Annotated in this window: 8 protein-coding genes and 1 pseudogene; 2 read left to right on the top strand and 7 right to left on the bottom strand. The window is 39.0% G+C overall.

Annotated elements, in window-relative coordinates; genetic code table 11:
• The 6 genes and pseudogenes from R2R71_RS21110 to R2R71_RS21085 all read right to left on the bottom strand — a co-directional run.
• Positions 1 to 1,140, bottom strand: a pseudogene (locus R2R71_RS21110) (hypothetical protein); the annotation flags it as partial.
• A 473-nt stretch (positions 1,141 to 1,613) separates the two neighbouring features.
• Positions 1,614 to 1,805, bottom strand: a complete 192-nt coding sequence (locus tag R2R71_RS21105) for a hypothetical protein (protein ID WP_316833280.1) — start codon at positions 1,803 to 1,805, stop codon at positions 1,614 to 1,616.
• A gap of 93 nt (positions 1,806 to 1,898) precedes the next feature.
• Positions 1,899 to 3,977 (bottom strand): glycoside hydrolase domain-containing protein, encoded by a 2,079-nt coding sequence (locus R2R71_RS21100; protein ID WP_316833279.1) that lies wholly within the window; start codon positions 3,975 to 3,977, stop codon positions 1,899 to 1,901.
• 153 nt (positions 3,978 to 4,130) lie between these two features.
• Positions 4,131 to 4,649, bottom strand: coding sequence for a DUF2911 domain-containing protein (locus R2R71_RS21095; protein WP_316833278.1), 519 nt, complete (start codon positions 4,647 to 4,649; stop codon positions 4,131 to 4,133).
• Positions 4,650 to 4,681: 32 nt separating this feature from the next.
• A complete protein-coding gene (locus tag R2R71_RS21090; protein WP_316833277.1) occupies positions 4,682 to 6,373 on the bottom strand; it encodes a sodium:solute symporter in 1,692 nt (563 codons plus the stop codon).
• 100 nt (positions 6,374 to 6,473) lie between these two features.
• A complete protein-coding gene (locus R2R71_RS21085; RefSeq protein WP_316833276.1) occupies positions 6,474 to 8,978 on the bottom strand; it encodes a PIG-L family deacetylase in 2,505 nt (834 codons plus the stop codon).
• Between the two features lie 196 nt (positions 8,979 to 9,174).
• Between R2R71_RS21085 and R2R71_RS21080 the strand changes: the two genes are divergently transcribed.
• Both R2R71_RS21080 and R2R71_RS21075 read left to right on the top strand, forming a co-directional pair.
• Complete coding sequence (locus R2R71_RS21080; RefSeq protein ID WP_316833275.1) at positions 9,175 to 10,755, top strand: M1 family metallopeptidase; 1,581 nt, start codon at positions 9,175 to 9,177, stop codon at positions 10,753 to 10,755.
• A 150-nt stretch (positions 10,756 to 10,905) separates the two neighbouring features.
• Positions 10,906 to 12,558, top strand: coding sequence for an ATP-binding protein (locus tag R2R71_RS21075; RefSeq protein WP_316833274.1), 1,653 nt, complete (start codon positions 10,906 to 10,908; stop codon positions 12,556 to 12,558).
• Here R2R71_RS21075 and R2R71_RS21070 read toward each other — a convergent pair.
• Positions 12,555 to 13,031, bottom strand: a complete 477-nt coding sequence (locus tag R2R71_RS21070; RefSeq protein ID WP_316833273.1) for an acyl-CoA thioesterase — start codon at positions 13,029 to 13,031, stop codon at positions 12,555 to 12,557. The two genes, R2R71_RS21075 and R2R71_RS21070, sit on opposite strands and share 4 nt — an antisense overlap.
• Between the last annotated feature and the right edge of the window lie 236 nt (positions 13,032 to 13,267).

Here is a 13,267-nt window from a genome sequence, read left to right as displayed (position 1 = left end):
TGCACCGGGCGTGCCTGATCCCGGCGTACCAGGGGTACCGCTTGTACCAGGCATACCCTGAACACCAACTACTCCTGCGTCACCTTTATCACCTTTTGCCCCGTTGATGTTAGTCCAGGTATTGGTCGTAGGATTGTAAACCCAAGTGCCGCTGTCGTTGGTTACAATAGTAACACCTGCACCAGGTGCACCGGGCGTGCCTGAACCCGGCGTACCAGGTGTACCGCTTGTACCCGGCATACCCTGAACACCAACTACACCTGCGTCACCTTTATCTCCCTTGTCTCCTTTTGCCCCGTTAATATTTGTCCAGGTGTTGGTCGTAGGATTGTAAACCCAAGTACCACTGTCGTTGGTTACAATAGTAACACCTGCACCAGGTGCACCGGGCGTGCCTGAACCCGGCGTACCAGGTGTACCGCTTGTACCTGGCATACCCTGAACACCAACTACACCTGCGTCACCTTTATCACCTTTTGCCCCGTTGATGTTAGTCCAGGTGTTGGTTGTTGGATTGTAAACCCAGGTTCCACTGTCGTTGGTTACAATTGTAATTCCTTCGCCTGGTGCTCCTGGAGTGCCTGAACCCGGCGTACCAGGTGTACCGCTTGTACCAGGCATACCCTGAACACCAACTACACCTGCATCACCTTTATCACCTTTCGGTCCATTAATATTAGTCCATATTTGTGTTGAAGGATTATAAACCCAGGTACCACTATCATTGGTTACAATTGTAATATCTTTACCAGGTGCACCCTGGGTTCCTGAACCAGGTATACCAGGTGTTCCACTTGTGCCAGGCATCCCCTCTATACCAACTACACCTGGATCGCCTTTAGCACCTTTAACCCACTTTGTACCATCATTATAATAAATACCGGGCACAACATCAGCTTCTGTTGCTGTATTATAAACCATCATACCAGCTGTGTGAGTCGATAATGGAAAAGCATTTGTTGTGGCTTTTAGCGCAACCCTCACATGTAGAAATCCTTTATTAGAACTTTCCAGTTCTAATATTGCATCCTTATTTGGCAAATTATTACCAGTAACAGAGCCGTCTTTAACTTTCTGCTGTGCAAATGCACTAAACATAAATAAGCTTAGCCCCAAACTCAGAATTAGCTGTTTTTTCATTTAATTTAACTGTTATCATGAGCCATCTGGTTTTTACTATAATCATCAATTACCGAAATACTGTACAAACAAAAAGCAAGTCTGTTCAACTTCAATACTTATACATAAGTACAGCAAAAATGTATTATTAAAAATACAAAATATAAATTTTGGTAGTTTTCCCTGGTTTAATAAAAACGATTTGGTAATCTGCCATAGCCAAAGATCAATCCATATTGAAATATGGCTTTATAGCTAAAAAAGAAGGGTATATGTGACTAAAAGCGGGGTTTTTAATCAACAGTTAATAAAGAAAATTATATTTCGGGGAAAAAAGTACCCAAACAGTTTTGTTTTTTAAGGGATAAAATATAAAGAATTTTAAAAAATAAATTTCCTAAAATTTAAAGATAGATAATTAATAAAAAAGGGGTACGATGAACATTCATTAATGATGTTAATCGTACCCCTTATCCAGGGATTAAACATTGTTTTTACAATAACCCGTAAAGCCCGTGCGCATATTGTCTTAAAGAAGCTGAAACAGATTGCATTTTCTCTGGCGCAGGTCCTTTAACCTTATAAGCTTCAGGATGCAATTCCATCATTACATCTTCTTTATTTGATGAAAGTTTTTTGTGAGTGAGCGTATCGTTCTGGATTTCGTCGGTTTTTAAGGGTGCCATGTTACATCGTTTTTATAATGACATAACATGGCCGACTGAGAAAAGTTTTCCGGCTTTGAAAAGAAAAATCGATTTGACTTTAAATCTACAATTTTACTCTTCCAGTGAAGAAATCCAGTTCTCGGTCTGTGAATTTTTTACAGATGTTGATGATGCTGTTATTTTTAAAATACCACCAGCAAAAATATCATCTTGAGTAATGTAATTTTTATTAAATGGTTTTCCATTTAAAGTAACAGCTTTAATGTATTTATTTTTCATGCTGAAATTTTCTGTTTCAATTTTAAATGTTCTTCCTTTTGCTAGCTGATATGTAAGCGAAGGGAATAAGGGAACATTTAAATAATAAACTGGCCAACCGACACAAGCTGGAGAAAACCCACTTGCTGCAAAGATATACCATGCACTCATCGCCCCTGCATCGTCGTCCATAGTTCGCAGGTAAGCATGAGGCTGGTTTCTGTATATCTTCCCAATATAACTGCCGATACCCCTGCTGTTGTCATTGAAATAATTCTGGATAACCGTATCGGCCGCTAGCTGGTGCATCCAATACTGTGATTTATATCCTTGTTTGGTAACATTGTACATTAAGGGCACCTGTAAATCAGGTTCGTTGGCGTGATTGTATAAGTCCCTGTCAAAAAACTCGTCAAGCTTGGCAAGATATGCTTCTTCACCCCCGTCCAGCGCAATTAGTCCTTTGAAATCATAAGGAACAAACCACCTATATTGCCAGATGGTGCCCTGATATAAACCTCTAGCCTGCATCCTGTCCACATCAGGTTTACTCATATCCTTAAAATCCTTGTTCCAATAGGTTTTATATTCCAGCGCCTTTTTCAGGTAAACATCTGATTTGTTCTTGTTTTTTAAGATTTTGAATATTTCTGATAACGCCCAATTATCATAGCTTGATTCCAAAGCCTTATCGGGTGATTTGTAATCAAGGCCATCTACTTCTTTTGTTACAGAATCTATGATTTTGTTGAAATCTACCTTATAACCTTTTCGGTAAGCATCAAGCAAAACGACAATCGCATGTTCGGTTCTTACGGTGTTAGATGGTTCAGTTTGTGTAGCGTAATCTTTCTTGCCGGAATTATATAAATCTGCAATTGAATTGGTAATCCCCTGGAAACGATCTGGTGTAATTAAAGATAGTAACGGAAGCTGCGTGCGGTAATTATCCCAGATTGCCCAGCCATTATAGCGGATTTCTTTATCCTTCTGTAATTCACCTTTCGTATTTCGGTATTGCCCATCCGCCTCTGAAATTACATATGGCGATTGCATGGTACGGTATAACAAAGAGTAAAATAACTTTGCACTCTCCAGATCGCCATCAACAGCAATTTTACTTAAATGTGTATTCCAATCATTGCTGCTCTGCGTTTTTAATTTATCAAAGCCCATTTTGTTGATATTGGCCTTTGCAGCCGTTACGCTTACAGCTGAAAATGCAATATTTACGCCCGCTTGCGTCGAGCTACTGTTCAGTAAAGCAACCAGCTTATGATTAGCCTCATCTTTCCAACCATTGCCTCCCTCCAATTCTAAATAATAGTATAATTTGTACTTACCAACGCTGCAGGTCGTTTTCGAAACTATCCATCCACTTACTGTATTTCCATTTACTTCATGTTCTTCCGAAACAAAAGCACCGTTGAAAGCATAACTTAAATCCAGGTAGAATCCTTTTTCTCCTTTTGGAAACTGGTAGGCATGTTTTCCTGCATTACCCAAAACAGCCAGCTGTACTTTGATCTTATTTTCGAAGCCGACTTCGTAATAACCAGGCCCGGCTTTTTCCGAGGATTTAAGCAAAGTGGATTTAGCCGGATCGTTGCCCATAAAAGGTTTAATCAGGATATTTCCACCAGAACCCTGGCAACCTACACCTTCAAAACGGTTGTGTGTAAATCCAACGAATTTCTTTGCTAAATACTCATAGCCCGTGTGCGTTTTCGGATAAGTCTGTGGTCCGATACTTAGCATACTGAAAGGATAAGAAGCAGCTGGTGACATTTGGCCATGATCGGCCGATGAACCTAAAAATACATTGACTAAATCAACCGGTCTTGAATTCTTGATTGAAAAAAATGTGCTTTTATTTTGAGCTAAAACGTTTAAGCAAATAAAAAACGAACAAAAGATTAAAACTTTCTTCACTGGAATGGATTTGATGGTTTACGAATAGAAGCGCCTAAATTATACATTTTAAAATTAACTAAAGGTTATGTTTTAGCTTCTTTACATGTATTATCAAACCACAAAAAAAGTCCCGATTTTCACCGGGACTTTATATATTATTTTAGCTTTAAGTTATTTTATGGCTACTGGTACTGAGATTTTATCCCAATCCATGGTGAAACCACTTTTATTAACTTTATAAACCAGGGTTTCCTGTCTTGCTTTTAAAGCCTTTGTTTTAACCTCAACACGTAAAGCATCTTTAGCCTCTTCATATTTAAATGCCCCCCATTGTTTCGGCTCTTTGTTGAAAATTGCTGTCCAGGTTCCACTTTCTTTAGGAATTAAAAAGAAACTGTATTTACCTGCAGGCAATGATTTACCCTGAACAATAATATCTTTATCTGTTTCGAAAGTGGTGGCCTCATTTGCTCCCGCACGCCAAACTTTGTCATAAGCTTCAAGGCCACCCCAGATTTTACGTCCTTTAACTGAAGGACTGCTGTAAGCGATGGTGATTGTAGCATCTTTAATTTTACCTGTAGCGGTAGCTGGCGGGCTTGCAGGTTTCTTAGCTTCCTGAGCCATAGCACTAACTGAAACTGTAATTGCAGTTAATAATAGGGTAACTGATTTAATCATTGATTTCATAGTATTATGTTATTTGAGTTGTTGTTTTAATGTTACGAATTTAAGGCTTTAGTACGATAAAACAATGTACCAATTGCCGAAAAAAGAATTACCGCGGCTGCTCCAATAACATTAAGCCAAAGGAACGAAACGATATCGAACTTATAAACGATGATAACCGCAATTTCTGATAGTATTGCTGAAATAAATACGTTTTGCCCATCAATTTTCTTGTAATAGAATGCAACCAGGAAAATCCCCAAAATGGGACCATAAAACAATGAGCCCAGGACATTTACCACTTCGATCAGTGACCCCATCTGTGTAGCAAACATGGCAACGGCAATAGAAAAAATACCCCAGGCGAGGGTATGTAGCCTGCTATATTTTAATTCAGTTGCTTCATCAGGAATCTTTTTATTAAACAGCAAATGAACGTCTTTCAGCGAACAGGCAGCCAAAGAGTTTAATGCTGCAGAAATAGAACCCCAGCTGGCCAGAAAAATTACCGCAAAAAGTAACCCGATCATACCGGGTGGCAATGTATTTTTCACATAATAGAGAAAGATATAGTTGGTATCCGTTTTTTCAGCATTCCTATCTGCATCACCAATGGCCTGCTCTACCCGCTGATGCAAATCCTTGATTTTTGACTGCGTAACTTTAAAAGACTCGACCGCTAAGTTCAGCACTGGCGAGTTAAGCTCCTTTTCTTTCAACATCTTTTTCGAGTTGGAATTGAATTCCTCCTGTAAAAGATGATGCTCCTTTTCAAATGCACTTGCCTGCTGTGGTCTTACCTCTTTAAGATGTTGATAAGAACGTTCATTAAAATAAATTGGTGCCGGTTTTAGCGAAAAGAAGGCAAAAAGTAAGGCCCCGATCAATAAAATGGCAAATTGCATTGGAATTTTAACAAGTCCGTTTAAAAGCAAACCCATTTTTGCATTGGTATTATCTTTTGCGGTAATATACCTCCCTACCTGACTCTGGTCAGTACCGAAATAAGAAAGTGCCAGAAAAAAACCGCCGATTAATCCACTCCAGATATTATACTTATCCTTCCAGTTAAATTCAGTCGTGATCACATTTAATTTTCCCGATTTACCTGCAAGGAAAAGTGCATCTTTAAAATGAACACCCGAAGGCATATTGGCAATTAACAGGTATCCGGCAAAAGCCATCGTACCCAGGATAATCAAAAATTGTAATTTCTGTGTATGAGCGATTGCCTTGGCACCACCAATATAGGTATAGATTAATAAAATACCCCCAGTCAGCACATTGGTTAGGTAAATATTCCAGTTCAGTACACTTGATAAAATGATGCTCGGCGCATAAATGCTTATACCGGTAGATAATCCCCTTGAAAAGAGGAAAAGTAATGAGGTAAGTACCCTCGTTTTCTTATCAAAGCGATTTTCCAGGTATTCATAAGCGGTATAAACATTTAACTTCTGAAAAATGGGAATGAAGGTAATACAAATCACAATCATGGCCAAAGGAAGACCAAAATAGTACTGAACAAAGCGCATTCCATCGGTATAAGCCTGCCCTGGAGCCGAAAGAAAAGTAATTGCACTTGCCTGGGTTGCCATAATACCTAATAACACGATATACCAGGGCATCTGGTTATCAGCCTTCAGGTATGACGCATTATTTTTTTGTCCACGACCGATAAAGATACCGTAAATAACCACTGCAATAAGCGTGATCAGGAGTACTGCCCAGTCGATATTGCTCATGCCCAGATTTTAGTGAACAGATAGTAAAATAAGATCTGGAATATCAAGGCAATGGCCAGTAAAATATACCAGGTATTCCAGTTTTTTAATTGCTTATTCATTAGTTCGGCTGTGCGGATAAAAAGTTTAGAAATAACCTTGCTGCTCCAACGTTTCCGGCTGGTAACTGTCTGAAAAATGCCAGTGGCGTATAAATAAAATTGCCTTTACCGTACTTTGCATATAGTGTTGAACCTTGCAAAGGCTCTTCATCGGTATCATGCATTTCAAAAAGTGGCTCATATTCTTTACTCCATTTATCAGGGAAATAAGCACCTCGTTCCTGCACCCAGCCTTTGAAATCTTCTGTGGTAATTTTGTTCGGAAAATTAAGTAGCTTATGGTCTGGTTTCAGAAATTTAACTTCCGCATTTTCTTCAGTGATTCGCTTATTTGCGATATTAAACCCATACATACCCAGTTTGTCAACGGTAGCATCCTGATTGGTATTGTATTGCATAATCAGGTTTCCGCCTGCCTTAACGTAAGACCATAAAAAAGGCAACCACCGACCCAATTTCTTTTCAGTATTATTGGCACGAACACCCAGTATAATGGCATCGTATTGTGATAGTTTATTCTGACTTCCATTTGCACCGGATTCGTCTACATAGCCATAAAAATCCTCATCCTTTAATACGTCAACCTGAATTCCGGCAATGCGTAAAAATTCCGGAATGAAATCCCCCGCCCCTTCAACATATCCAACTTTTTTCACCCTTGCCTGAATATCTCCTTTCATCACAATTGCAGTAGCTGGCGCAAAATATTGTAAGGAAGGTAAATGCGGATATTGAATCAAAACCTGTTTTTTATCATAGGTTTTTCCATCAGCTACATAGTTTGCTTCCAGCTGTAAACGGTTTACGTTAATAGCAGCAAGTTTAGCTTTTGGTATGGTATAATCAATGGTAATATCCTTTACATTTATGGAGGTAAAGTCAGCGCCGTATAAAAGCGATCCATTGTACATCAGATTTACCTTTCCATTGCTGAATTGCTTATTTGTATTAACCTTGAAATTCAGGCTTACGCGTAAATCTTCATTATTTTTAACCAAATAAACTGGTTGTGTAAATTTTAACTCTAGCGCCGGCACAATCCGTAATGCTTCAACCACATCTCCACGAACCGGATCAAGCTTTTTAAAAGATAAAGGCAAGGCAACCTGAAACTTTTCCTCACCAATTTTTAGGGAGAGTAAAACATTTAGCGGTGACTTTGCTTCCGGCAGGCCAATTAAGGTATCGTTAGCGACAGAAAAGGTTGCGGCATTTTTTGCCGGCTTTGCCAACCAGTAAGGCTCTGATAAGGCAGCATCAGTAGGAATCTGCATTCTATGCTCAATGGTTATCAAAGAATCTCCTGAGAGCTTTTTATTAAAACGTTCTGTATCACTTAACCAATTAACACTTTCAAGGGTGACAGCATTTGCAGACCTTGATATGAGGTTCAACCTGAAATTATAATTATCTCCCGCAACAGCTTCTGCCTGGTTTGTCACAACCTCTCCCATAAATCCTGAGCAACTTAAAATAATGTTATCTATAGCATCAAGTTTATCTCTTCTTAAATTGTGATCTTTTAAAGCGCTTATCTTTTTACGTAAAGAAAGCAGTGATGGCAAACTCAACTCCGGTTTGCTAAAGTTAAATGATGAAATAATTTTGTCAATTGATTCCTCAATTGATAAATCACCTTTGGCTTTCCAGGTTTGATTAAGCCCATCGAAAAGAGAAGATTTTGCAGCTTCACCTGCAACAAGTGTGAAATATTCAGTCCTGATACCTGCTACAGATTGCGTTCCCGCACCCTGGCTCTTATGTAAGCTTCTGCTCAAGCCAGCAAGCTCTCCATACCCCATGCCCAGCTGTGCATCGTACTGACCAACGGTAATTTTAAGTTGATTTTCTGCAGTTGTATTTACAGCGCCAAAGCGGAAAGTATTCCATAGTAATCGCTTAGGTTGCCAGGTATTGACATACTTCAATTGTTCAGGAAACATTTTTCTATCGGCCGCTGCTTTAAAGGCCTTTTCGGCTACCACTGCTGAAGCTGCATGCTGGCCATGGCCTGCCGCAGCGGTTGGTGGGAAACGACAAATAATCACATCAGGTCTGAACTTACGGATTACCCATACCACATCTGCTGTGATGCTATCGGCATCCCACTGCTTAAAAGTATCTTTTGTGTTTTTAGAGAAACCAAAATCAATTGCCCTGGTAAAAAACTGCTGCGCCCCATCAAGCTTCCTTGCTTCTAATAGCTCGTGGGTCCTGATTAAACCCAGGGCAGCTCCTTGCTCAGTGCCTAAAAGATTCTGTCCACCATCACCTCTGGTTAAAGAAAGGTAACCGGTTTCGACGTTTTGCTCATTCACCAGCCAGGATAGTAAGCCTGTATTCTCATCATCAGGATGCGCGGCAAGGTATAAAACTTTGGGTAAGTGTTTCAGGGTTTTAAGTTCCCGGTAAATTTCCGACGATTTGGATGGGCGAACCTGCTGGGCCGAACAAAAAACCGCAAAAAACCCTAAAATGAATATTATGGTTAGTCGCTTAAACATAGAATTTGCTTTGTGTTGTTCCAAAGATGCTAAAATGCTTTTATTTTGCAGCTGAGGAAACGAAAAAGGTACAATTAATTCGCCTGAGGAATTACCTAGGATTTTAGCAGACTAGTAAAATTAAAATCCAAAAATGGCGTTATTCTTTACCGTTTCTCTTTTAGCTTTATTTATTATCTTTCGAAAAAAATTAAACATGCAGAAAAGCTTTCTAACCATTTTACTATCTCTTTTTTCAATTTCAATATTTGCACAGCAAAATTATTTCCAGCAGAATTTAAGTTACAATATTGATGTCAGTTTGAATGATAAAGACAAATCTTTAAAAGGATTTGAAACAATAGTTTATAAAAACAACGCTCCTTCTAACCTCGATTTTATTTGGTTCCACATCTGGCCGAATGCTTATAAAAATGAATCGACAGCGCTTTTTAAGCAAATCAACAGCGATACTTCAAGAAAAGAGAAACTTAAAAATGTTACCTACGGCAGCATTGACGGTTTAAATTTTAAAGTAAATGGCAAAGTTGCCAAAACTGAAGCGCACCCAAATCCGGAGTATATCGATATTATAAAAGTATTGCTACCCTCAACACTTAAACCCGGTGATTCAATTAGCATAACAACTGATTTTAATGTAAAACTGCCTAGCTATTTCTCGCGTTCAGGTTATGCAGAAACTGAATTTATGGTTACCCAATGGTATCCGAAACCTGCTGTTTTTGACAAAGATGGCTGGCATGAATTCCCTTATCTGGACATGGGTGAATTTTACAGTGAATATGCTAATTACAAAGTAAATATCACGCTACCTTCTGGTTATGTAGTTGGTGCTACCGGTGTTTTGCAAAATGCAGATGAACTCGCAGCTTATAAAAAAATCGGCACAAAAAATACTGCCGATAGGGGAAATAAACCAACAGTATACACCCCAATCAGTAAAACCGCTACGAAAACTTTAAGTTATGTGATGAACAATGTTCCAGACTTTGCCTGGTTTACCGATAAGGATTTGGTTATCCAATACGATACCGTAAAACTGGCATCGGGCAAAGTTGTTGATGCTTTTAGCTATTACCATAACAAGAAAAACACGCTTTGGGTAAACAGCATTGATTACATTAAAGATGCTACAAAAAAATACAGCAAATGGATTGGTGAATATGAGTATCCTGTTGTTCAAGCGATAGAAGGCCCAAAAAACAACGCAAGTGGTGGCATGGAATACCCTACAATTACCTTAATTACCAGTCCGGATGCTAAGAAAGAAACACTCGATGGCGTAATCACCCATGAGGTTGGCCATAACTGGTTTATGAGTATGCTTGGCAGTAATGAACGGATGCACACCTGGCAGGATGAGGGTTTTAATACTTTCTTCCAGTTCAGGTATGAGGCCGAAAAGTATAAATCGAATTCTATTTTTGGTGATGCAATACCTGCAAAGATTAAAGAACTATCAACCGATCAATTTTTAAATAGCATTTACGGCGCACTCTCAAATGTCCCAATGGAATCGGCAATTGAAACACCTGCAGCTGATTTTAAAACTTCAGAAGAGTATGGTTTAATTTCGTATGCGAAAACAGCTTTATGGCTTTATATTCTGGAGTCGCAGATAGGCCAGGAAAAATTCGACAAAGCTTTTCAGTCTTATTTTAGCGAATGGAAAAACAGGCATCCAACGCCTGCAGATTTTAAGGCATCCATGGAGAAATCGCTGGGCGTAAACCTTGATAAATATTTTGAATTGCTTAACCAGAAAGGTAAGTTCTAAAGCGTTTATTCTATTATTATGAAAAGTCTCAGCAAATTTTGCTGAGACTTTTTTGTTTAAGCCTATGCAACAAAATTGTGGCAAAAACAAAACACCTTACTTATCTTATTAATTATTAAAACCTTAACTTTAAGTCAAATTCAATGCTCCATGAATTCTGAAGCCCTATTTTTAAGCACGCCGCAACTATTAGACATATTTAACCTTACACCTACAGCTACTGCAATCCACATTGGTGAAGATGCAAAAATCCAGGTAGCTAACGATGCCATGCTTGGCATATGGGGTAAAACACGAGAAGCTGTTATTGGTAAATCCTTGGCAGACGCACTTCCTGAATTAAAAGACCAGCCGTTTATAGAAATGTTTAAGAAAGTATGGCATGAGGGTCTTGTTATTTCAGGAAATGACACAGCTGCCGACTTACTAATCGGCGGCATGCTAAAAACATTTTACTTTGATTTTGAATACCGTGCTGTAAAAAATCCTGAAGGGAAAACGATTTGTATCCTGCACACCGCTATTGATGTAACTGAAAGGGTTTTGAATCAGGAAAAACTCCGAACCGCTTCTGAAAAAGAACAGGCTCTGGAACGTGAACAGTTGCTTAATGAAGAACTGGCTGCAACAATTGATGAACTGGAAGCCACTAATGAGCGGTTAAAAATCACCAATGAAGAGCTTGATTATGCCAAAGAAAACCTTACAATGCTGAATAATGAACTGGAGGAAAGGGTTGAGGAAAGGGTAAAAGAATTATCAGACAGCGAAGAAAGGTTACTCCAGGCGATTGACACAGGTAAAATGGGAACCTGGAGTATCAACCCCGAAACCCTGAAGGTAACCATGTCGGATTTTGTGCGGGATATGCTCGGGCTGCCTGAAGACAGGGAACCTGAAATGACGCAAATTCTGGCTTCTATCCATCCTGAATACCACGAAGTGCTACTAAGCGTTTTAGAAAAAGCGATAAAAAATCACGAGCCTAGTGATAATGAATATCCTGTTACTAATTTAAAAACAGGCGTAGTTAAATGGGTTAAAGCTACCGGCAGAATTTTTACAAATAGAAATGGGGAGGCTACTGAATATTCCGGCCTTTTTATGGATATAACCGACAGAAAACTGGAAGAGTTAAGGAAAAACGATTTTATCGGCATGGTTAGCCATGAGCTTAAAACGCCATTAACGGCTTTGAATGGCTTCGTTCAGGTATTACAGCATAAGGCAGACAAATCAGAAGATAACTTTGCGACCTCTGCACTTGGAAAAGCCTATAGCCAGATTAAGAAGATGACGGGCATGATTAACGGCTTCTTAAACGTTTCAAGGCTTGAATCAGGTAAACTTCATATAGAAAAGAAAAAGTTCGATTTAGCAAAGCTCTTTAATGAAGTTGTAGAAGATGTAAATGTATTGCACAGTTCTCATGTTATTAATCTTAATATTGATAAAGCGGTACAGGTTCATGCAGACCGGGATAAAATAGGTAATGTGCTATCAAACCTCATCAACAATGCCATTAAATATTCTCCTGGAGGAGGGAATGTAGATGTAAACTGTACGTCAGTAAATGAGCAGGTGGTTTGCAGGGTAAAAGACTATGGTATCGGCATCAGCGAAGAAGATAAAGAAAAACTATTTGACCGTTATTATCGCGTAGCGGGAAACCCTACCATCGCTGGCTTTGGATTAGGCTTATACCTTTGTGCTGAAATCATTCGTGGGCATAACGGCAACATCTGGGTAGACAGTATACTCAACAAGGGTTCCTCGTTTTACTTCAGCTTACCCTTACACTAAACAATATAGGGCTCCATTTCCTTATCAATACTTTTACGGAGTTCCATTAACTTAATAGCGTAGCCGTGCATGGCTATTTCTTTTTCAGTTTTAGGTTTAAATGCTGGTATTGCCTTAGGCTGTCCATTATCGTCAACAGCTACAAAAACAATAATACAGTGTGTATTTTTAACGAAATCTGATTTACCAACAGGTTTTGAATAAGCATCAACAGCAATATGCATACTCGTTTTCCCAGTATAGATGATCCTGGCTTCCATTTTAACCAAATGTCCGATATGGACGGGTTTAAAAAATCGAATCCCACCAACATAAATGGTTACGCAATAGGAATCGCTCCACTGTAAAGCACAGGCAAAAGCGGCCTGGTCAATCCATTTCATCATCATACCTCCATGCACCTTACCACCATAATTTACGTCAGATGGTTCACTTAAAAACTGTAATTCGATATGATTTTTTGTTTTGGCCATGGTTGTTAACTCCCGCAGATTAAGATGATTTACGCAGATCATTTTGCAGACAGCAATATGCAAAAATTCTAATTTCTAACGAAACAGTTTAAAGGATTTTACCATTGCTGAACAGTTACCTCTATCATAATAGAAATCTGCGGAATTAGCGTGATGTACGGGGTACAAACACTATTTTGTTAACTCCCGCAGATTAATGTGATTTACGTAGATTATTTTGCTGATGGCGATATGCA

It is taken from the genome of Pedobacter aquatilis (assembly GCF_032678405.1).
In the GTDB taxonomy this organism is placed as follows: Bacteria; Bacteroidota; Bacteroidia; order Sphingobacteriales; family Sphingobacteriaceae; genus Pedobacter; species Pedobacter aquatilis_A.
The sequence above is the reverse complement of the archived record's forward strand: the minus strand, read 5'-3'. Positions and strand labels throughout refer to the sequence as shown.